We start from the raw sequence: 21,246 nt of genomic DNA, 5'->3' as shown, positions 1-21,246 counted from the left end.
CGGCCCGGTGGGTCCCGTCAGTCCCCGAAGTCGAGGAAGGCGGCGAACCGGACGTCGTACGCCGTCGCCTCCGTCATCACCGACAGCATCCGTACGGCCTCCTCGGTGACGGCGTCCCGTTCCGCGCTCCCGAGCCTGCCGAGCGGCTGCACCGTGAGGGTCGCGGTGTCCCCGGTCCGGTCGACGCGCCAGACGGCGGCGAGGAACCCGTCGACGAGGACGGTTCCGTAGGACTGGTTCCCCACCCCGTTGCGCCCCTTGTACGCGGGCGGGATCACACGGGCCCGGTCGGCGTGGCCGAGCAGGACGTTGTCGAACTCGGGCAGGAAGCGCGGCGGTGCCGGGGTGGCGGGGTCGGGGCGCGGGGCGTCGGGAAGGTCGAAGAGTTCGACGCCGTTCTCGTCGCGGAAGGTGCGCAGCCCGGGCCGCAGCCGTTCGAAGACCTCCCGGAGCCGGGTCAGCCCCGCCCAGGTCTGCATGTCCTTCACGGAGGCGGGTCCGAAGGCGCCGAGGTAGCGCAGGACGGTGGCGTCGGGTGCGGGGACGGGCCGCGCGGGGCGGCCGAGCCAGTGCTCGACGGTGGTCAGCTCGACCTGCCCGCTTCTGTCCCACAGCCCGCGCGGGGTCACCTGGACCAGGGGCAGGGTGCACCGGGCGGCCACCGAGAGGGCCTGCGGATCGGCGTCCGGCCATTCGGTGAGCAGGGCCGCGCGCAGTTCCTTGTTGGTACGGGGCCGTTCCTCGACGAGTGTCCGGCTGATCGCCGCGAGCCGGCCGATGTCCACTCCGGCCAGGCCCCGGCGGAAGGTCTTCAGCTCCCGGTCGCGTGCCGCCTGGACCAGGGGGCGCAGGGTGAGGGCGTCGTCGGCGGTGTGGGTGTGGATGGTGGACCGGAGGGTGACGATCCGGACCACCTCGCGGGACTCCATCAGTGCGGAGAGCTCGGCGGGGTCGAACCCTTCGAGCCGGGCGAAGAGCTGGAAGTAGGGCGGCCTGGTGTTCTGGGCCTGGAGCCCGACCAGGTGCGCCACGGCGTCCCCGGCGGACAGGGCGGCCCGGCGCAGCAGGAGCTGGCGCTCCAGGGTGGCGCGGTTGAGTGCGCGGACGGAGAGCACCGGGGAGCGGTCGGGCGGGTTCGTCGTGGCGGCCATGTGCGCACGTTACGCGGGCCGCCGCCGTGCGGCGGCGAGGGGCATCCCGCGTTCCGGGCCGTTCGTGAACCGCTGTACGCGCGCCTCCTGTTCCGGTCCGCTCGTCAATCGCTGTACGCGCCCCGCGTTCCGGGCCGGCCGCGCGCCGGGACCTGTTCGGCGGGCGGTACGGGTCCCGGTGCCGTTCCGTCGCCGAACGGACGGCCGCCCAGCTCCTCCCGGTGGTGCGGGCCCAGCCAGCCGGACAGGTCGGGGCCGAGCGGCACGACGCCGGTGGGGTTGATGCCGGTGTGCACCCGGTAGTAGTGCTGTTTGATGTGGTCGAAGTCGACCGTGTCGCCGAAGCCGGGCGTCGTGTAGAGGTCCCTGGCGTACGCCCACAGGACGGGGTCCTCGGTGAGCTTCGTACGGTTGCACTTGAAGTGCCCGTGGTAGACGGCGTCGAAGCGCACCAGGGTGGTGAACAGCCGGATGTCCGCCTCCGTGATCGTGTCGCCCACCAGGTAGCGGCGGCCGGCCAGGCGCGCGGAGACCTGGTCGAGGCGGCGGAACACATCGGTGTACGCGGCTTCGTAGGTCTCCTGGCTGTCGGCGAAACCGGCCCGGTAGACACCGTTGTTGACGTCCCGGTAGATGCCGTCCATGACCTCGTCGATCTCGTCGCGCAGGGGCTCCGGGTAGAGGTCGGGGGCGCCGGGGCGGTGCAGTGCCGTCCATTCGGTGGCCAGGTCGAGGGTGATCCGCTGGTAGTCGTTGGTGACGAGCTTGCCGCTCGGTACGTCCACGACGGCGGGCACACTGACCCCGCCGGGATAGCCGCGCTCGCGTGCGTCGTACGCCTCGCTCAGGTAGCGGATGCCCAGGACCGGGTCGCGGCCGCCCTCGTCCAGGGTGAAGCGCCAGCTGCGGTCGTCCTGGAGCGGGTCGGTGACGGCGAGCGACAGGGCGTTCTCCAGGCCGAGGAGGCGCCGCGAGACGAGCGCCCGGCTCGCCCACGGGCAGGCGCGGCTGACGACGAGCCGGTAGCGGCCCGCCTCCACCGGCCAGCCGTCGCGGCCGTCGGCGGTGATGCGGTCGGCGAAATGGCTCCGGGAGCGTTTGAAGGGCTTGTGGCCGTACGAGGTGTTCCCGTTCGGGCCGCCGTCCTGGGTGGTGCTCATACCGCACTCCTCGATGGGTTCGTGGCTTTCTCCGCACGGCGGCCTGCCCGTCGCGCGGACCCCACATCGGCCAGGGCGACGATGAGCGCGGCCAGGACGAACACGACCGAGACGACGAGGCCGTGATCGTAGGCGGTGGCCCAGCCGTCGGTGCCGACCTGGGAGAAGAACACCGAGCCGACGGCGGCGATCCCGATGGCGGAGCCGACGCGCTGGCCGGTCTGGAGCGTGCCCCCGGCGCTTCCGGCGTGGGCCACCGGCACCTCGGCCAGGGTCAGCGTCTGGTTCGGGGAGATGACCAGTCCGCTGCCGACTCCGGCGAGGAGCAGCGGGGCCGCCATCGCCCAGCCCACGGACCGTCCCGGCACCAGATGGGCGGCGAGCGCGGCGGCCGCGAGCCCCACCGCGACCATGACGAGGCCGGTCACGATGAGGGGACGCCCGTAGCGGCCGACCAGCCGGCCGCCGATCCCGGCGGACACACCCGAGCCCAGGGCGAAGGGGGTGATGGCGAGACCGGCCTCCAGGGCGGAGTAGTGCAGCCCCGACTGGAGGTAGAGGGTCGTGATGAAGAAGATCGAGGTGAATCCCGCGAAGTACACGAGGATCATCAGGCAGCCCAGCCAGTAGGACCGCAGCCGGAACAGCGACAGATCCAGGACCGGTTGGACGGAGCGTGCCGCGCACCGCGACTCCCAGGCGGTGAACGCCGCCAGCAGCACGGCCGCCAGGACCACGAAGAGCCACTTGACGTTGCCCGGCCACTGCTGGGCCTGTACGAACGGCAGCAGCAGGGCCAGCACCCCGGCACCCAGGAGGACGACTCCGACGGGGTCGAGGTCGCGCGGCCGTACCCGGGACGCGGAAGGCGTGTCCGGGAGCAGCCGCCGGGCGAGCAGATAGCAGACGACGCCGAGCGGGAGGTTGACGTAGAACACCCAGCGCCAGCCCCCGGACGCCCCGGCGACCTGGATCAGCAGGCCGCCGAGCAGCGGCCCGACGGCGGTGGAGATCCCGACGACGGTGCCGAACATGCCGAACGCCCGGCCCCGTTCCCGGCCGGAGAACATCTGCTGGATCAGTGCGGAGATCTGCGGGGAGAGCAGACCGCCCGCCATGCCCTGGACCAGTCGGGCGATCACCAGCCAGAGGCTGGACTGGGCGGCCCCGCAGGCGGCCGATGCCAGGGTGAAGAGCGCGAGTCCGGCCAGGAACACCGTCCGGCGCCCGCGTGCGTCCCCCAGCCGGCCCGCGGGGATCAGGAAGAGCCCGAAGGCGAGGGCGTAGCCGGAGAGCACCCATTGGAGGTCGGACTCGGGGGTGTGCAGCCCTTCCCGGATCGACGGCAGGGCCACATTGACGATGGAGACGTCCAGCAGCGTCATGAACCCCGCCACCAGGCAGACGGCGAGTGCGCGCCAGCGCCGGGGGTCGGGGCCGCCGGAGTCGGTGCCGGGCCCCGCACCGCGCCCCGCCGGCCCAGGGTGCGCCGTGCTCTCTGCCATGTTTCGCACCCTAGGGCGCGGCCCGGTTTTCCTCCATACGGGGCGACCGGATCGGCGCAGTCCGGTTAATGGTTAGGAAACTTTCCCAACACTGTTGACGGGAATCGGAAAGGACCTTTACTTTCAGTCTGCCGACATGGCGCCTCCCCTCCACCGACCCCCGATGGGAGCACCACCATGCACCAGCGCACCAATCCCCCCACCCAGCGGCCGGCCGCGTCCCGACGCCACGGCCGCACCCGGACCGCGCTCCTCGGCGCGGCCGCCCTCGCACTCGGCACCGCCCTGCTGGCCCCGGTCCCGGCGGGCGCCGCCCCGGCCCCCGCACCCGCCCCCGGCGCCGCCGCCGCGACGCCCCTGGCCGCGAACGGCCAGTTGAAGGTCTGCGGCCTGCAGCTCTGCAACGCCTCGGGCCAGGCGGTCCAGCTCAACGGCATGAGCACGCACGGCACCCAGTGGTACGCCCAGTGCGTCACCAACGGCTCGCTCGACGCGCTGGCCACCGACTGGCGCGCCGATGTGCTGCGGATCTCCACCTACGTACAGGAGGACGGGTACGAGACCGACCCGCAGGGCTTCACCGCCCGTGCGCAGAAGTTCGTCGACATGGCCCATGCGCGGGGCATGTACGCGGTGATCGACTGGCACATGCTCGACCCGGGCGACCCGAACTACAACCTCAGCCGGGCGAAGACCTTCTTCACGGCGATGGCGAAGAAGTACAAGGACAACCCCGGCGTGCTCTACGAGATCGCCAACGAGCCCTCCGGGGTGAGCTGGTCGACGGTCAAGTCGTACGCGGAGAAGATCATCCCGGTCATCCGGGCCCAGGATCCCGACGCGGTGGTCCTGGTCGGCACGCGTGCCTGGTCCTCGTTCGGCGTCTCCGAGGGCGCGGACGAGCAGGAGGTCGTCAACAACCCGGTCAACGCCTCGAACATCATGTACACATTCCACTTCTACGCCGCCTCGCACCAGGACGAGTACCTGGACACCCTGGACCGGGCCTCCGACGAACTGCCCGTGTTCGTCACCGAGTTCGGGACGCAGAACTACGCGGGCGAGGGTGCCGACGACTTCGCGATGTCGCAGCGCTACCTCGACCTGATGAAGCGCAAGAAGATCTCCTGGACCAACTGGAACTACTCGGACGACAACCGCTCCGGTGCGGTCTTCAAGACCGGCACCTGCGACGGCACCCAGTGGACCGGCACTTCGGTCCTGAAGCCGGCCGGGGTCTGGATCCGCGAGCGCATCCGCCAGTGACCTCTGGGCCGGACACGCTCCGGGCGGACACACCTTCAGGCACACCCTCGGACAGGACCCCGGACAGGGACCCGGACAGGGACCCGGACAGGGCCTAACCGCCGAGGCGCTCCGCGAGGTCGTCGAGGTCGGTCACGAACCACACGTGCCGGCCTCGGCCGGCCTCGCGGACGAGGTCCCTCAGGGCCGAACTCGCCCGCAGATGGGGCGAGATGTCCCCGACGACGGCCAACTGGAGCCGGTAGTTCGCGAGCTTCTGGAAGATCTCCCCGGCGAGACCGGTACGGAGGTCGTAGAAGCCGGGGTCGAACCGGTCCGCCGGAACCGCGACCACCTCCGCCCGGCAGAAGGCCGGGGCGACGAGGTGGTCCAGCGCGTCCTGCGCACCGGCGATCGGCGCCCCCTCGGGGTCACAGACGAGCACCGGCACTCCGTGGTGTTCCACGACGAGGTCAGCCACGGCGCACCGCCTGCCCGCCGTCGGCCAGGAACATGCCGTTGCCGGGGCCCAGCGCCCCCTCGATCAGACGCAGCAGATCCGCCGTGGCGGCGGCGCCGCCGAGGATCACGATCTTCATCCGGGCCAGCTTCGCGTCGTGGACCGTCTGGACGCGCAAGGGCTCGGCCGTGTCCCGCCCCGACCGCGCGGCGGCGGTGACCAGGGTGCTCAGTCTGCTCGCCCCGTCCTCACCGATCGCGTCGATCTGCACGATGCTCGACACCTCCAGATGGCCGCGCGGGGAGGCGCCCTCCGGAGACGCGCCCTCGCCCGTGAGCCCGGCCAGCGCCGCCAGGTCCGCGCGGCTGACGCGGTACTGCTTGCCGATCCGGACGGCCTTCAGCCGGCCGTCGCGGACATAGTTCCGGACGGTCCGCACATGCAGCCCCAACAGCTCGGCCACCTCGCCCACCGAGTACAGCTCGCGTTCAGCGCTCTCCATAGGATGGAACATTACCCTGAACAACCCTCTGAAGAGGGTGATAGGGAATGATGAGGAGTGATAGGGAACCATCGAGAGCAGCCGCACGGCCTTCTGCCGCATCGGCGCAAACCCCCCACATCGACTCCGCATCGACACGATGCGTGGAATTAACCTCTGATGCCTTGTCATGCCCCATCTACGCGCATAGTTTTCAGCCCTCACTACACAGTTGGGGGCACCTCACGTGCGCATATCCAGACCCGGTTCCGTCCTGCTGACCGGCGCCGTCGCCGTCGCTCTCTCGGTGACCGCCCTGCCCGCCGCCTTCGCGGCACCGTCCTCGTCGGCCGTGATCTCCGAGGTGTACGGCGGCGGCGGCAACGCGGGCGCGACGCTCACCCGGGACTTCATCGAGCTGGCCAATGCCGGTTCCACCCCGTTCGACCTGGGCGGCTTCAGTGTCCAGTACCTGCCGGGCAGCCCGTCCGCCGGTTCACTGTGGCAGGTGTCCGCGCTGAACGGAGCCGTCGCCCCCGGCGGCCGTTACCTGGTCGCCCAGGCCGCGGGCACCGGCGGCACCGTGGCCCTGCCGACCGCCGACGCCACCGGTACGGTGGCGATGTCCGCGGCGAGCGGCAGCGTCGCCCTGGTCTCCGGCACCACCCCGCTCACCTGCAGGACCACGGCGGACTGTGCCGCCGACACCAGGATCGTGGACCTCGTGGGCTACGGCTCCGCGGTCGTACGGGAGGGCGGCGGGCCCGTGCCCGGCGCCTCCGCCACCGCGTCCGTCGCCCGCGCCGCCTCGCTCGCCGACACCGACGACAACGCCGCCGACCTCGCCGCGGGCACCCCGACCCCGGTCAACGCCGCCGGTGACACCTCCGGCGGCACGGACCCCGGGGAGCCCGGCGGTCCGACCGAGCCCGGCACCGTACGCGTGCACGACATCCAGGGCACCACGCGCCTCTCGCCGTTCACCGGCCGGGCGGTCGACGGCGTCCCGGGCATCGTCACCGGTGTGCGGAGCACCGGCTCCCGCGGATTCTGGATCCAGGACACCGCGCCGGACGCCGACGCCCGTACCGGCGAGGGGCTGTTCGTCTACACCGGCTCCGCCGCACCGGCCGTGGCCGTGGGCGACTCGGTGCTGGTCAGCGGCAAGGTGGCCGAGTACTACCCGTCCGCCACCGCCCAGTCCCTCACCCAGCTCACCTCGCCGCGGACCACCGTGCTGTCCTCGGGCAACAACCTGCCCGCGCCGGTCGTGCTCGACGCGGCCTCGGTGCCCGGCGCCTACGCGCCCACCGCCGCGGGCGGGTCGATCGACGCGCTCCCCCTCGACCCGGCGACGTACGCGCTGGACCTGTACGAGTCGCTCGAAGGCACCCGGGTCAGGGTCGCCGACACCCGTGTCACCGGCGCGACGACCAAGTACGACGAGGTCTGGGTCACCGTCAAGCCGCAGGAGAATCCGACGAGGCGGGGCGGCACGCTCTACGCGTCGTACAACGACCAGAACACCGGCCGCATCAAGGTGATGTCCCTCGACCCGGCCGGGCCGGTCCCCGCGGCGAACGTGGGCGACGTGCTCTCCGGCACCACGACCGGCGTCCTGGACTACGCGTCCTTCGGCGGCTACAACCTCCAGGCCACCGAGCTGGGCACCCTCACCGACAAGCGGCTGAGGCGTGAGGTCACCCGGAAGCAGAAGCGCAGGGAACTGGCCGTCGCCACGTACAACGTGGAGAACCTGGACGCGCTCGACGAGCAGACCAAGTTCGACACACTGGCCGAGGGCGTCGCGGTCGCTCTCGCCTCTCCCGACATCGTGTCGCTGGAGGAGATCCAGGACGACAACGGCGCCACGAACGACGGCACGGTGGGGTCCGAGGCGACGCTGAAGCGGTTCACCGACGCGATCGTCGCGGCGGGCGGTCCGCGCTACGCCTGGCGCTACATCGCGCCCGAGAACAACAGGGACGGCGGCGAGCCCGGCGGCAACATCCGCAACGTCTTCCTCTTCAACCCTCAGCGCGTCACGTTCACCGACCGGGCCGGCGGCGATGCCACCACCGCGGTGAAGGCCGTGGACACCCGCAAGGGCGTCGAGCTCTCCGTCTCGCCCGGCCGGATCAACCCGGCGAGCGCCGCCTGGGACGACAGCCGCAAGCCGCTGGTCGGCGAATTCCGCTTCCGCGGCAAGCCGGTCTTCGTCATCGGCAACCACTTCGCCTCCAAGGGCGGCGACCAGCCCCTGCACGGCCGCTACCAGGAGCCGACGCGCGGTTCGGAGACCAAGCGGGTGCAGCAGGCGGCGGAGGTCAACACCTTCGTCACCGCACTGCTGAAGGCGGACAAGTCGGCGCGGGTCATCACCCTCGGCGACCTCAACGACTTCGCGTTCTCCCCGACGATGGACGCGCTGACCCGCGGCAGGGTCCTCAAGCCGCTGATCAGCACGCTGCCCGCGAGCGAGCGGTACAGCTATGTCTACGACGGCAACTCGCAGACGCTGGACCACATCCTGACGAGCCCCGGCATCCGCCGCTTCGACTACGACGTGGTGCACATCAACGCGGAGTTCGCCGACCAGGCGAGCGACCACGACCCGCAGGTGGTGCGCGTGGACGTCGGCGGCAACGGCCACGGACACGGCCACCGGCGCTGAGGCCGGCGCCCGGTCCGGGCGGACCTGTTCGCTCAGGTCCGCCCGGCCGGGGCGGGGGTCGTCTGCTGCCGGGGGACGGCGGGCGGCCCCACGGGGAGGTCGGTGAAGAAGCGGGCGACCAGCTCGGCCACATCGTCGGCCCGCTCCAGCACGACCCAGTGGTCCGACTCACCGATCGTCAGGAAACGGCTGCCCTCGATGGTCGCGGCGAACTCCCGCTGCCGTTCCGGTGAGGTCACCGTGTCGTGCTCCCCGGCGAAGACCAGGGCCGGTACGCCGGACAGCCCGCCGGAGAAGTCCCGCCGGTCCGTCAGGGCCCGTTGCAGCGAGTCCGAGACGTGCGGCGAGTGGGTGAGCGCGTGCAGGAACGAGCGCCGGACATAGCGCCGGGCCAGCTCCCTGCGGTGCACCGGGCGCTCCGGGTCCAGGCACATCAGGGCGTCGGCCGCGAACGCCGCGAAGCCCTCGCGGTCCCCGCCGGCCAGCAGGTCCACCGCCCGCAGCCAGCCCTCCCGCTGGTCGGCACCGATGTGTACCGGTACGCCGCCGAGAGCCAGGCGGGCCACGCGGTGCGGGTGGTGCCGGGCGAAGTCGAAGGCGATGGCGGTGCCGTACGAAAAGCCGAAGAGGTTGACCTTCGGGGCGCCCAGGTCGTCGACGATCCGCAGGACCGCCTCGCGCAGCACCCCCGCGCTGGGCCCGGCCGGCAGCGGGTCGGCCGTTCCCATGCCGGGCAGATCGGCGGTCACCACATCGGCCAGCGGTCCCAGCCGTTCGTCCATCTGGGGCCAGCCGAACATGCCCTGAAGGGCGCCGCCGATGACGAGCACCGGTTCCGTGGCGGGCCCGCCCGCGTCCTCGGGGCGGGTCAGCACCCGATAGGCGTAGCGCATACCGCCGACCGACAGGGGCCGGATGATCTCCTCGGACATGATCCTTCTTCCCTTTCCCCTCAGGCCCTGGTGAGTACGAGCGCCGCGTTGTGGCCGCCGAAACCGAGCGAGGTCTTGACCGCGCAGTCGAACACGGCCCGCCTGGCTTCCTTGCTGACCACGTCGACCGGGATCGCGGGGTCGGGCGTGTCGAGGTTGACGGTGGGCGGCACCAGTTGGTGCTGGAGGGCGAGGACGGTCAGGGCCGCCTCGATGCCGCCCGCGGCTCCGAGGGTGTGCCCGGTCATCGCCTTCGTCGAGGTGACGAGCGGGCTCTCGCCCAGGACCCGGCGCAGCATGGTCGCCTCGATCAGGTCGTTGGACACGGTCGAGGTGCCATGGGCGTTGACATGGCCGACGTCCGCGGGCGAGACGCCGGCGTCCGCGAGCGCGGTGCGCAGGGCCCGTTCGATGCCGAGGCCACCGGGGTCGGGGGCGACCGTGGAGTGGGCGTCGCTGGAGGCGCCGTAGCCGTCGACATGGGCGCGGACGGTGGCACCCCTGGCACGGGCGTGGTCGGGGTGTTCCAGCACGAGGAGGCCGGCGCCCTCGCCGACGACGAAGCCGTCCCGGTGGGTGTCGAAGGGGCGGCAGGCGGCCTCCGGGTCCTCGCGGCGGGTGGAGACGGCCTTCATCTGGCAGGCGCTGGCGAGCAGCAGCCGGGTGCAGGACGACTCGGCGCCGCCCGCGATGACGATGTCGCAGGCTCCGGTGCGCAGCATCTGGTGGGCGGTGCCGATGGCGACGGTGCCGGAGGAGCAGGCGGTGGAGACCGCCTGGCTGGGGCCGTGGATGCCGAGGTCCAGGGTGACGCTGCTGGCGGCGCCGTTGACGACGGTGAGGGGCGCGAGCTTGGGGGAGACACGCCGGGGGCCGCGCTCGGTGAGGGCCGTGTGCTGCTCGTCGTAGAAGGGGAGTCCGCCGTGCGCGGAGCCGATGACGACGCCGACCCGGCCGCTGTCCCAGACCGAGATGTCCAGTCCCGCGTCGGCGACGGCCTCCCGCGCGGCGATGACGGCGAGCTGGGTGAAGCGGTCCATCAGCCGCTGGACGGCCACCCCGAGGACGGCCTTCGTGTCGAGGCCGGTGATCGTGTAGAAGAAGTCGCAGGGCAGGCCCTGGAGCTCGGGCCGCCGCAGGACGGAGGGCGCGGTGGCGGCCTCGCTGACACCGCGCCAGGCCGCCTCGGCACCGACCCCGGCGGCGGTGACCAGGCCGATGCCGGTGACGGCGGCACGGAACGGCTCGGTGCGCGGACGGGTGAACGGCCGTGTGGACCGGGCGGGTGACGGTTCGGTGTGCGGGCGGGCCGTCACGCGCGGGCCCTCTCGTGCACGGCCGCCACCAGTCGGCCCACGGTGTCCCGTGAGGTCAGGGCGACATCCTCCAGGTCGATGGCCAGCCGGTCCTCGATGAGCAGCCGCAGCTCCTCCAGGGCGAGGGAGTCCAGGCGTAGCTGACGGAGCGGCACCTCGGGGCGGATGGCCAGGGGGTCGGTGCCGAAGTTCGCTACCAGCAGGGCGCTGATCTCTTCCGAGGTTCTCATCGAGGTCGCTTCCGAGGTGCTCATTGAGGCGCTCCTCCGCTCAGTGACGCGGTGACGCCGGCCGCGTGGGGGGTCAGGTGGCCATCGGGGGACGCCGGCTGCTCCGGAGGGACCATTTATACGCCTTCGCGGCCCTGCTTCCGGCCCTCGTTCCCCCGTGCGGTGGGGGGTTGTCCAGGTGTACGAATCCACGGGTTCCGGCAGGGTGAGTGCCAGGATGGCGCGCGACGCACCGTACGAGAGAGGGAGAGTCCGGATGACGGCGGAGCAGGACGGCGAAGCGGCGGTACGGATCAGCCCGGCCGACTGGGTGGCCCGGCAGGCCGAGCTGTACGAGTCCTCCGGCGGCACGCAGGGCACCACGCAGCTCGGGGTGCCGTGTCTGCTGATGGACTACGTCGGGCGGCGCAGCGGGGCCGTGCGGCGCACGGTGCTGATGTACGGGCGCGACGGCGAGGACTATCTGATCGTGGGATCCAACGGCGGGTCCGACCGTCCTCCGCTCTGGTATCTGAACCTTCTGGCCGACCCCGAGGTCGAACTCCGCGTCGGGACCGAGCGCTTCGGCGCACGGGCCGAGACGCTTCCGGCCCAGGAGAAGGCCCGGGTCTGGCCGGGGCTGGTCGAGCTGTTCCCCCGGTACGCCCAGTACCAGGCGGGCACCGACCGCGACATCCCCGTCGTCCGGCTCACCCGACGCTGAGCGATGCCCCTCCCGGACATCGGACCGCCGATGCGCCACCCCCTCAACTCCTTTGACATCAAAGGGAATTAGCAGCACCGCTTCAACGCGCCCGATGTCGTTGTCATGCTCCATTCATCTCGATAGCCTGGGCGCGCTCAACGGCCCTCGGCCCACCCCACCCGGGTCCGAGGGCCTTCTTCTCTCCCCCCATGGAGCCCCACCGGGCTCACAGAGACCCCACAGAGCAGGAGCACCCATGCCCCGACGACGTACCGCCGTCCACCGCAGAGCCCGCGCGTCCGTGCTGGCGGCACTCACGGTCACGGCCCTGGTCGCGGCCGGCCACCCGGCGGCCGCGGCCGGCCCCGGGACCGCGGCCGACGCCACCGCCCCGGCCACCGCCACCGAGCCGATGAACCGGGCCTTCGCGCAGGCCGCCGAGGAGTTCGGCGTACCGCGCGACCTGCTGGCCGCCGTCGGCTACGGCGAGACCCATCTGGACGGACACGGCGGAGCGCCCAGCCAGGCGAACGGCTACGGCGTGATGCACCTGGCGAGCAACCCGGCCAACCACTCCCTGGAGAAGGCCGCCGCGCTGACCGGCGAGTCGCTCCCCCGGCTGCGCCGGGACACCGCGGCCAACATCCGGGGCGGCGCGGCCGTGCTGCGCGGCCACGCCGACGCACTCGGCCTGGACCGCGCCGAACGCCGGGACCTCGACGCCTGGTACCCGGCCGTCGCCCGCTACAGCGGCGCCCGGGGACCCGCCGCGGCGCTCTACGCGGACGCGGTCTACACCTTCCTGGCCGAAGGGCTGCGGACGACCGTGCCCGGCGGCGAGGAGGTCACGGTCACCTCCCGCCCGGTCGCCCCGGCCAAGGGAGGGCTCGCCGCGGCCGGCGTCACCGCGCAGAGCCCCGACTACCCCTCGGCGCTCTGGGTGCCCGCCCACGCCAACAACTACGCCACCGGGCGGTCGGCGACGGTCGACAAGGTGGTCGTCCACGTCACCCAGGGCTCGTACGCGGGCTCCATCAGCTGGTTCCAGAACGCCACGTCCCAGGTCAGCTCCCACTACGTGGTCCGCTCCTCGGACGGCGAGGTCACCCAGATGGTGCGCGACAGCAACACGGCGTACCACGCGAAGAGCGCCAACGCCTCCTCCCTCGGCATCGAGCACGAGGGCTGGGTCGACGACCCGTCGTGGTTCACCGACGCGATGTACCGCTCCTCGGCCGCGCTGACCCGCCACCTGTGCGACCGCTACGGGATCCCGAAGGACCGGGCGCACATCATCGGCCACAGCGAGGCTCCCGGGAACGACCACACGGACCCCGGCGTCAACTGGAACTGGACCTACTACATGCAGCTCGTCGGGGGCGCCCCCGGCGACGGCACCGGCAGCGACGCGCTCGACTTCACCTCGTACACGACCCAGCAGCAGGGTGCGTCGGGGGCGCGGGTCACGGCCGTCCAGCGGCTGCTGAAGGAGCAGGGGTACGAGCCGGGCGCCGTGGACGGACAGTTCGGCCCCGCCACCAAGAGCGCGGTCCAGGCCTTCCAGAGCGCCCGCGCGCTCACCGCGGACGGCACGGTCGGACCGAGGACCTGGACCGCCCTGCTGTCGGCCGGAACCGCCCCGACGCTGACCCTGGGCAGCTCCGGCGACGAGGTGAAGCGGCTCCAGCGGAGTCTGACCGCCGCGCTCGGCTCCACGGTCGGCATCGACGGGACCTTCGGCCCCGCCACCGACACCGCGGTGCGCGCCTACCAGACCGCCCGCAAGCTCTCCGTCGACGGGAGCGTCGGACCGGCCACCTGGTCGGCCCTCCAGGCGGGCAGCTGACCCGTCCGGAGCGAAGCGGGGCGTTCCGTGGCACACCGCCACCGGAACGCCCCGGTGCGCGGGAAGTCTCCCGCCAGGCACGTGGGGCACATGGGACACATGAGGCACACGCGTCACGTTTCGGTAACCTGCCGGAAACCCTTGACGTTTGTCCTGACACGTTCTTAACCTCACTGCTTAGTACCGAAGTACCGGACCGGGTCCCTGGGGATCCGGTGGTTCGCCGGATCGGCAGTTCAGCAGTTCACGTGCTGCGGCGCTTTCCGCAGTGTTTTGACAGGCACAGACATAGACCACCTGTCGGTGGTTTCGTCATGCCTGTTTCTTGTGCTCCCCGTGCCGCCGATGGGTCTTCCTCGAAGGCGGATTCATGGCACAACGTCCGAGCGTCAAAGGCGTCGGCGACGTCGTTGCGCTCATCGATGGGCTGGGAAAGATCACCGGCCGGGCGCAAGTCATCTGGTTCCTCGTGTTCGGCGGGCTGTTCCTCGACGCCTATTCGAATGCCGCGCTGAGCGCGGGCCTGGGGCCCATGACGTCCCAGATGGAGCTGACCAGCACGCAGGTCTCGGTCCTCACGGCCACCGCTCCGGCCCTGGCGATCCTCTTCAACCCGATCGGCGGCTGGCTCGCCACCCGCTTCGGCCGGGTCCCCCCGCTGCTGCTGGCCAAGGTCTTCGCCATCGCGGGCGCCCTGACCGCCGCGTTCGCCGACGACTTCGGTGTCGTCTGGGTGGGCCGCGTCATGGTGGGCATCGCCTACGGCATCGACTTCGCCGTCGCCATGGCGCTGCTCGCCGAGTACACCCCCGCCAAGCTCGGCGGACGGCTGAACCTGTGGCAGGCGGTCTGGTACGTCGCCACCACCAGCAACCTCGCCCTCGCGCTCCTCTTCTTCAACATGGACGTCGGCGCGGACATCTGGCGCTGGTCGGTCGGCTCCGCCGCCGTCGTCGCCATCGCCCTGCTCATCGGCCAGTGGCTGATGCTCCAGGAGAGCCCCACCTGGCTGGCCAGCAAGGGCCGGCTGGACGACGCGGTCCGCAACCTGGACAAGATCTACGGGATCAAGGCCGTCGCCGGACAGCCCGACGCGGCCACCCGGGCCGCCTCCGCCGCCCCCGCCATCGGATTCCGCCAGGCCGGGGTGCTCTTCAAGGGCGACTACCTGCCGCGCACCGTCCTGTCCTCGGTGATCTCGCTCGGGCAGTCGATGCAGTACTTCGCCGTCGGCTGGTACCTCCCTCTGATCAGCCTGACGATCTTCGGCGAGAGCTTCGAGAAGGCCACCATCGGCTCGATGGTGTTCAACGCCTTCGGTATCGCGGGCGGTCTGCTCTCCGCCTACTTCGGCCGCCGCCTCGGACTGCGGCTCAGCTCCGCGGCCGGTTTCGCCGGGGTGTTCGTCGCCCTGCTCGCGATGGGCCTGACCTTCGAGAAGGTCCCCACGGCCGTGGCGTTCCTGCTGCCGGTGCTGTTCATCCTGTGCCACTCCACGGGCCCCGGCGCCAACGGCAAGTCCATCGCCGCCCTCTCGTACAGCAGTGATGTGCGCGCACTGGGCACCGGTGTCACCGGCATGGTCGGCAGCTTCGGCAGTGTCGCCGGGCTGTACCTCTTCCCGCAGATCAAGGAATCCCTCGGCCTCGCCGACACCTTCCTGGTGCTCTCCGTGGTCCCGCTGCTCGGCATGATCACCTGCCTGGCGATCAAGTGGGACCCGATGAAGGCCGGCCAGTCCCCGGACGGGGCTGCCGCCGCGGACGAATCCGGCGTGGGCCCGCAGGCCGATTCCCCCGAATCCGCGAAGGCCACGACCGCGCGCTGACCGTCGGCCGCGCCTGCCGCATCACACGATGGTCCCCCTCCCCTCCGTACCGCCGGATCCGTACGTACCGCTCCGTACGGCCGGCTCCGTACAGCTCGCGATGCTCGCAATGAAAGGGCTGCAATGACGCAGACGTTCCCCGGCGCCGCCCCACGGCGCGGAGTGCTGGCGATCGACGAGGGCACCACGGGCACCCGGGCCGGAGTCGTCCTCGACTCCGGCGCCGCCCACGAGGTGTTCTACCGGCCGATCAAGGTCAGCCATCCGGACGACCTCTCGGTCGAGCAGGACCCGATGGAGATCTGGACCGCCACCCTGGAGGTGGCGCGCCGCGCCGTCGGCCGGGCCCGCGAGGACGGCATCACGATCACCGCGGTGGCACTCTCCACCCAGCGGGCCACCGCGATGCTCTGGGACCGGGTCACCGGGCGGCCGCTGCTGCCCGCGGTGGTGTGGCAGGACCGGCGGTACGCCGCCGAGCTCACCTCGTACGAAGCGGAGTGGGACACCGCCCTGCTGGCCCGCCAGGGCCGGCCGGTCGGTGCCCGCGCACCGTTCCTCTGGGCCGCGCGGCAGATCGCCGCGCACCCGGAGGTGTCCGCCGCGCACCGCGCGGGCCGGCTGCTCTTCGGCACCGTCGACACCTGGCTGATCTGGCGGCTCACCGGTGGCGCCGTGCACGCCACGACGCCCACCAACGCCGCGTCCAGCGGTGGTTATCTGCTGGAGCGGCACGCCTGGGACGAGGAGTGGATCGGCCGGCTCGGCTTCCCGCTCGACCTGCTGCCCGAGCTGCGTTCCGACGACGCCGGGTTCGGGCACACCGACCCGGCCGCCCTCGGCATCTCCGTGCCGCTGGCCGCCTCCATGGGCGACCAGCACGCGGCCCTGCTCGCGCTCGGCGGTCTCACCGCCGGGCAGGGCATGATCATGTACGGGACCGGCGCCTTCGTGGACGCCGCGACCGGCACCGTGCCCGCCCTGCCCCGGCCGGACATCTCCGGGGTGCTCGCCCAGCCCGGCCGGCGGCAGGGCGACACCAGCCACTACAGCCTGGAGGCCTACACCTCCACCGCGGGTTCGGCGCTGCGCTGGCTCTGTGACGATCTGGGCCTCTTCGCCTCGCCGAAGGAGCTCGGTGAGGAGGCGGGCCGGGTCCCCACCCGGCCGGGCCGCACCCCGCGTTTCGTCCCGGCACTCGCCGGAGTACGTACGCCGGTCTGGCACCCGGAGGCCACCGCCTCCCTCACCGGGCTCACCCTCGCCACCACCCGCGCCGACCTCGCCCGCGCCGTCCTCGACGGGATCGCGCACTCCGTGTGCGACCTGATCGACGGGGTCGCCGACACGATGGGCGCGCCGTTCACCCGCCTGCGGGTGGGCGGCGGGGTCTCCGGCAGCGACCCGCTCATGCAGATCCAGGCCGACCTGACCGGTCTGCCGCTGGAGCGGGTCGCCGACTCGGCCACCGCGAGCCTGCGCGGGACCGCGTATCTCGCCGGCGTCGCGCAGGGGCTCTGGTCCTCGCTGGAGGAGGTCGTCGAGGCCCAGCCGAACGGCCGGGTCTTCACGCCCTCCATCCCGGCGGCCGAGCGCACCGCGCAGCGCGCCGCCTGGCGGGACGTCCTGATCGGCCATCTCAAGGACCCGGCGCTGCGCCCCCTGGAGGCGCCCGAGACGTAACCGCACACCCCCCACCGACGGCACCCTCACCGTCGCCCCGGCGGACCCTTCGACCACGCGGCCGCCGTACCGAAACACCAGGAGTTGATGTTGTGATCACCTTGCCCGCCCGGAAACCACGGCGCAGCGCCGCGGCGACCCGCCGAACGCCGCTGCTGCTCGACCGCGCCGGGATCAAGCGCCGGCTGGCCGACGACACCTATGACGTCGTCGTCATCGGCGGCGGGATCACCGGGGCGTACGCGGTGCTGGACGCGGCCTCGCGCGGGCTGCGCGCCGCGCTGGTCGAGAAGGACGACTTCGCCTCGGGCACGTCGTCGAAGTCCTCGAAGATGGTGCACGGCGGCCTGCGCTACATCGAGCAGGGCAACGTCAATCTCGTACGTCACTCGCTCCTGGAGCGCCACCGCTTCCGCAAGAACGCCCCGCACCTGGTGCACCGGCTGCCGTTCCTCTTCCCGATCCTGGAGAAGGAGGGCATCTTCGACGCCCGCCTCGCCAAGGGCTTCGAGGGTCTGCTGTGGACCTACGACCTGGTCGGCGGCTGGCGGATCGGCAAGCTGCACCAGCGCCTCAGCGTCCCCGAGGTCCTCGCGCAGGCGCCGACGCTGCGCGCGGAGAACCTGAAGGGCGGGCTGATGTACTTCGACGCCCGCACCGACGACGCCCGGCTCGTGCTCACCATCGTCCGCACCGCGGCGGCCCTCGGGGCGACGGTCCTGAACGGGGCGAAGGCCGAGGGTCTGCTGACGCAGATGGGCAAGGTGGCCGGGGCCCGGGTCTCCGTGGACGGCGACACCATCGACATCCGCTCCCGGGCCGTCGTCAACGCCACCGGGGTGTGGACCGACGAACTGGACGCGAAGGCCGACGACGGCCACAAGCCGCAGGTCCGCCCGGCCAAGGGCGTCCACATCGTGGTGCCGTGGGAGAAGGTGCGGATCAACTGCACGGTCACCGTCCCGATCCCCGGCCGGGCCCGCCGCGCGACCTGCACCCGCTGGGGCAACAGCGTGGTGCTCGGCACGACGGACGAGGACTACCAGGGCTCCCCCGACGATGTGCACTGCACACGCGAGGAGATGGACTTCCTGCTGGAGGGCGCCAACACCGCGTTCGAGGGGAAGCTCACCCCGGACGACGTGGTCGGCTCCATCGGCGGGCTGCGTCCGCTGGTCGGCGGCAAGGAGGGCGCGACCCTCGACATGCGCCGCGACCACCACATCACCATCGGTCGCACCGGCATGGTGACGGTGACCGGCGGCAAGCTCACCACCAGCCGGCACATGGGTGAGCTGGTCATCGACAAGGTGATGACGGTGCTGGGCCGCAAGGGCTCCAGCCGCACCGCGAACCTCCCGCTGCTCGGCGGCGCCGGGTACGACGCCGAGGCGGTCGCCGCCTCCGGCGGCATCGCCGCGCACCTGGGCGAGCGCTTCGGCACCGAGGCCCGCTTCGTCGGCGACCTGATCCAGGACGACCCGTCGCTGGCCGCGCCGATCGTCGCCGGACTCCCGTACACCGAGGCGGAGGTCGTGTACGCGGCCCGCGCCGAGCTGGCCCGCTCGGTCGACGACGTGCTCTCCCGCCGGCTGCGGGCCCGGCTGTTCGCCCGGGACGCCTCCGCCGACGCGGCCGCCGCGGTCGGCGCGATCCTCGGCCGGGAACTGAACCTCACACCGGCCGAGGTGGAGCGCTCGGTCTCCGAGTACCTCGCCGCCGTCCGTCACGAAAAGTCCGTACTCCTCGAAGGGGCAGCAGCATGATCAGCCGTCAGACCATCACCCACCCGTTCAACCGGGGCAACTACACGATCGGCGCCCCCAGCTTCGCCAAGTGGGCGCAGAACACCCCCATCGGCGACGGCGAGGCCGCGCTCCAGAGCGACCCGGTCGAGGTCCCCGAGAGCGTGATCGAGGCGCTGCGCGGGGCGGCGCACGCCGTGCACACCGCCCGGGACGAGGTCGTCACCCGGACCCGTGACTGGTGGGCCGGGTCGATGATCGGTGAGACCGAGGGCCGTCCCGCGACGCCGGACGCCGTGGTCGTCGAGGCCGCGGACGCGGACCAGATCGCGGCCGTGCTGCGGATCTGCCACGAGGCGGGCATCCCGGTCACCCCGTCCGCCGGCCGCTCCAACGTCACCGGTGCGGCGCTCCCCGTCTTCGGCGGGGTCGTGCTGGACGTCTGCGCGCTGAACCGGATCACCGGCTTCGACGCCGAGTCGAACCTGGTGGACGTCGAGGCGGGCATGTTCGGTGACCTCTTCGAGAAGCAGCTCCAGGAGGAGTACGGCGTGACGACGGGCCACTGGCCCTCCGCGTTCGCCGTCTCCACGGTCGGCGGCTGGATCGCCTGCCGCGGTGCCGGTCAGCTCTCCACCCGGTACGGCAAGATCGAGGACATGGTCGTCGGGGTGGACGTCATCCACGCGGACGGCACCCGTGCCACGTACGGCGACTACGCCCGCGCGGCGGTCGGCCCCGACCTGCGCCAGCTGTTCATCGGCTCGGAGGGCACCCTCGGCGTCATCGTCTCGGCCCGGCTGCGGGTCCACCCGCTGCCCGAGTACGCCAACGCCGTCGCCTACGGCTTCGCGACCTTCGCGGAGGGCCTGGACGCCTGCCGCAAGATCATGCAGCGCGGTGCGACGCCGGCCGTTCTGCGCCTGTACGACGCCCTGGAGTCGGGCACCCACTTCGGCCACCCCGACACCAATCTGCTGCTCATCGCCGACGAGGGCGACCCGGCGATCGTCGACGCGTCGATCAAGGTCGCGTCCGAGGTCTGCGCCGCCTACGGCCCCGAGCTGGACAGCAAGGCCGTCTTCGAGCGCTGGCTGGACGAGCGGATGCTGGTCGGCAAGTCGGCGGACGGTTTCAAGCCCGGCCCCGGCTTCGTCGCCGACACCCTGGAGATGGCCGCCTCCTGGGCCGACCTCCCGGTGATCTACGACGAGGTGGTCGCCGCTATCCAGTCGGTGGACGGCACCCTGGCGGCCTCGGCCCACCAGTCCCACGCGTACACCGACGGTGCCTGCGTCTACTTCTCGCTGCGCGGCGATGTGGCGCCCGAGTCGCGCCGCGACTGGTACCGCTCGGTGTGGGACGCGGCCAACGCCGTACTCATCAAGCACCGGGCGGCCCTCAGCCACCACCACGGCTGCGGTCTGCTGCGCGGCCCCTACCTGGAGGAATCCCTCGGGGCGGGCTTCGCGACGTTCGTCGCGGTGAAGGCGGCCCTGGACCCGGCCGGGATTCTCAACCCTGGCAAACTGGGCCTTCCCAGCCGATTCGGTACGTCTCCGCTGAACTGACCCAGCAGCCGCGAGGACCGGCCGGCCCCATGAGCCGGCCGGTCCGACCCCTTCCCAGGCAGGCCCTTGCCATGACCCCTTCCCCGTCCCGGTTCAGCGCCCCGCTCGATCCCCGGCTCGCCTCGGCCTTCGCCGAGGTGCCGGTGATCGCGTCGGTCGTCGGCACCCAGCCGCTGCGGCAGTTCCTGACCGCACCGGCGAAGGTGTGCATCCTCGCGTCGTTCGCGGTGGGGCAGCTGCCCCAGGTCGTGCCGGCGCTGGGCCGGGCGGGGAAGACCGTGTTCGTGAACGTGGACAGCAGCCCCGGTCTCGCGCAGGACCGGGGCGCGCTGGAGTTCATCAAGAACATGGGCGCGCACGGCGTGGTGAGCACCCGGCTCTCCCTGATAGAGAAGGGCCGCCCGCTCGGCCTGCTGACCATGATGAAGGTGTTCGTCACCGACCGGTCCAACCTGCGCCGTTCCACGGACGCGATCTCCCGCGGGGCGCCGGACCTGGTCGAGATCATGCCCGCCCCGATCATCGGCCGGATGACCGCGCAGGCACAGCGCGCGATGTCCCCGTCGGTCGCCGCGGGCTTCGTGGAAACCCCCGCGGACGTGGCGCTCGCCCTGGCCCTCGGATCGGCCGCGGCCGCCACCTCCGACCCCCGCCTCTGGCATCTGCGCCGGGACCAGCTTCCGCCGGTTCCGCCGTCCGCCCTCAAGAGGCCCGCCGCACCACAGGAGTAGTCC

17 protein-coding genes are annotated in these 21,246 nt (G+C 72.0%); 9 read left to right on the top strand and 8 right to left on the bottom strand.

Features of this window, described 5'->3' with window-relative positions; all coding sequences use genetic code 11:
- Window positions 1-17 precede the first annotated feature (17 nt).
- The 3 genes from OHA98_RS12460 to OHA98_RS12450 form a co-directional block, all read right to left on the bottom strand.
- Window positions 18-1,151 (bottom strand): winged helix DNA-binding domain-containing protein, encoded by a 1,134-nt coding sequence (locus OHA98_RS12460; protein WP_266925205.1) that lies wholly within the window; start codon window positions 1,149-1,151, stop codon window positions 18-20.
- 104 nt (window positions 1,152-1,255) lie between these two features.
- Entirely contained in the window at window positions 1,256-2,311 is a 1,056-nt protein-coding gene (locus OHA98_RS12455; protein ID WP_266925203.1) for a glutathione S-transferase family protein, read from the bottom strand.
- Window positions 2,308-3,816, bottom strand: coding sequence for an MFS transporter (locus OHA98_RS12450; protein ID WP_266925201.1), 1,509 nt, complete (start codon window positions 3,814-3,816; stop codon window positions 2,308-2,310). The genes OHA98_RS12455 and OHA98_RS12450 overlap by 4 nt, the downstream gene beginning before the upstream one ends.
- 177 nt (window positions 3,817-3,993) lie before the next feature.
- On the opposite strand from OHA98_RS12450, the gene OHA98_RS12445 reads away from it, so the two are divergent.
- The gene (locus OHA98_RS12445) at window positions 3,994-5,082 is read left to right on the top strand and encodes a glycoside hydrolase family 5 protein (protein WP_266925199.1); all 1,089 of its coding nucleotides are present in this window, start codon (window positions 3,994-3,996) and stop codon (window positions 5,080-5,082) included.
- Between the two features lie 94 nt (window positions 5,083-5,176).
- Here the strand turns inward: OHA98_RS12445 and OHA98_RS12440 are convergent, their stop codons facing one another.
- Together OHA98_RS12440 and OHA98_RS12435 are read right to left on the bottom strand one after the other, a co-directional pair.
- Window positions 5,177-5,542 (bottom strand): DUF4180 domain-containing protein, encoded by a 366-nt coding sequence (locus OHA98_RS12440; protein WP_266925197.1) that lies wholly within the window; start codon window positions 5,540-5,542, stop codon window positions 5,177-5,179.
- Complete coding sequence (locus tag OHA98_RS12435) at window positions 5,535-6,023, bottom strand: helix-turn-helix domain-containing protein (protein WP_266925195.1); 489 nt, start codon at window positions 6,021-6,023, stop codon at window positions 5,535-5,537. Before OHA98_RS12435 ends, OHA98_RS12440 begins: the two co-directional genes overlap by 8 nt.
- 226 nt (window positions 6,024-6,249) lie before the next feature.
- Here OHA98_RS12435 and OHA98_RS12430 point away from each other — a divergent pair, with 226 nt between their 5' ends.
- Entirely contained in the window at window positions 6,250-8,676 is a 2,427-nt protein-coding gene (locus OHA98_RS12430; RefSeq protein ID WP_266925193.1) for an endonuclease/exonuclease/phosphatase family protein, read from the top strand.
- Window positions 8,677-8,708: 32 nt separating this feature from the next.
- Here OHA98_RS12430 and OHA98_RS12425 read toward each other — a convergent pair whose 3' ends face one another.
- The 3 genes from OHA98_RS12425 to OHA98_RS12415 form a co-directional block, all read right to left on the bottom strand.
- Window positions 8,709-9,608, bottom strand: coding sequence for an alpha/beta fold hydrolase (locus tag OHA98_RS12425; RefSeq protein WP_266925191.1), 900 nt, complete (start codon window positions 9,606-9,608; stop codon window positions 8,709-8,711).
- Window positions 9,609-9,628: 20 nt separating this feature from the next.
- Entirely contained in the window at window positions 9,629-10,828 is a 1,200-nt protein-coding gene (locus tag OHA98_RS12420; protein WP_266927889.1) for a beta-ketoacyl synthase, read from the bottom strand.
- Window positions 10,829-10,920: 92 nt separating this feature from the next.
- The gene (locus tag OHA98_RS12415; RefSeq protein WP_266927887.1) at window positions 10,921-11,154 is read right to left on the bottom strand and encodes an acyl carrier protein; all 234 of its coding nucleotides are present in this window, start codon (window positions 11,152-11,154) and stop codon (window positions 10,921-10,923) included.
- A gap of 256 nt (window positions 11,155-11,410) precedes the next feature.
- Between OHA98_RS12415 and OHA98_RS12410 the strand changes: the two genes are divergently transcribed.
- The 7 genes from OHA98_RS12410 to OHA98_RS12380 all read left to right on the top strand — a co-directional run bounded on the left by OHA98_RS12410 (window position 11,411) and on the right by OHA98_RS12380 (window position 21,243).
- Window positions 11,411-11,857: a nitroreductase family deazaflavin-dependent oxidoreductase gene (locus OHA98_RS12410; RefSeq protein ID WP_266925189.1), complete on the top strand. Its 447-nt coding sequence runs from the start codon at window positions 11,411-11,413 to the stop codon at window positions 11,855-11,857.
- A 238-nt stretch (window positions 11,858-12,095) separates the two neighbouring features.
- Complete coding sequence (locus tag OHA98_RS12405; protein WP_266925187.1) at window positions 12,096-13,685, top strand: peptidoglycan-binding protein; 1,590 nt, start codon at window positions 12,096-12,098, stop codon at window positions 13,683-13,685.
- Between the two features lie 370 nt (window positions 13,686-14,055).
- Window positions 14,056-15,513 (top strand): MFS transporter, encoded by a 1,458-nt coding sequence (locus tag OHA98_RS12400; protein WP_266925185.1) that lies wholly within the window; start codon window positions 14,056-14,058, stop codon window positions 15,511-15,513.
- A gap of 123 nt (window positions 15,514-15,636) precedes the next feature.
- On the top strand, window positions 15,637-17,196 hold the full coding sequence (locus OHA98_RS12395) for an FGGY family carbohydrate kinase (RefSeq protein ID WP_266925183.1): 1,560 nt from the start codon (window positions 15,637-15,639) through the stop codon (window positions 17,194-17,196).
- 92 nt (window positions 17,197-17,288) lie between these two features.
- Complete coding sequence (locus tag OHA98_RS12390) at window positions 17,289-18,962, top strand: glycerol-3-phosphate dehydrogenase/oxidase (protein WP_266925181.1); 1,674 nt, start codon at window positions 17,289-17,291, stop codon at window positions 18,960-18,962.
- A complete protein-coding gene (locus tag OHA98_RS12385; RefSeq protein WP_266925179.1) occupies window positions 18,959-20,512 on the top strand; it encodes an FAD-binding oxidoreductase in 1,554 nt (517 codons plus the stop codon). Before OHA98_RS12390 ends, OHA98_RS12385 begins: the two co-directional genes overlap by 4 nt.
- A 71-nt stretch (window positions 20,513-20,583) precedes the next feature.
- Window positions 20,584-21,243, top strand: a complete 660-nt coding sequence (locus OHA98_RS12380; RefSeq protein WP_266925177.1) for a glycerol-3-phosphate responsive antiterminator — start codon at window positions 20,584-20,586, stop codon at window positions 21,241-21,243.
- The last annotated feature ends 3 nt before the right edge of the window (window positions 21,244-21,246 follow it).

Origin of the sequence: Streptomyces sp. NBC_00654 (assembly GCF_026341775.1) — a bacterium.
Classification (GTDB): domain Bacteria; phylum Actinomycetota; class Actinomycetes; order Streptomycetales; family Streptomycetaceae; genus Streptomyces.
This window is presented reverse-complemented; position numbering and strand designations above follow the sequence as displayed.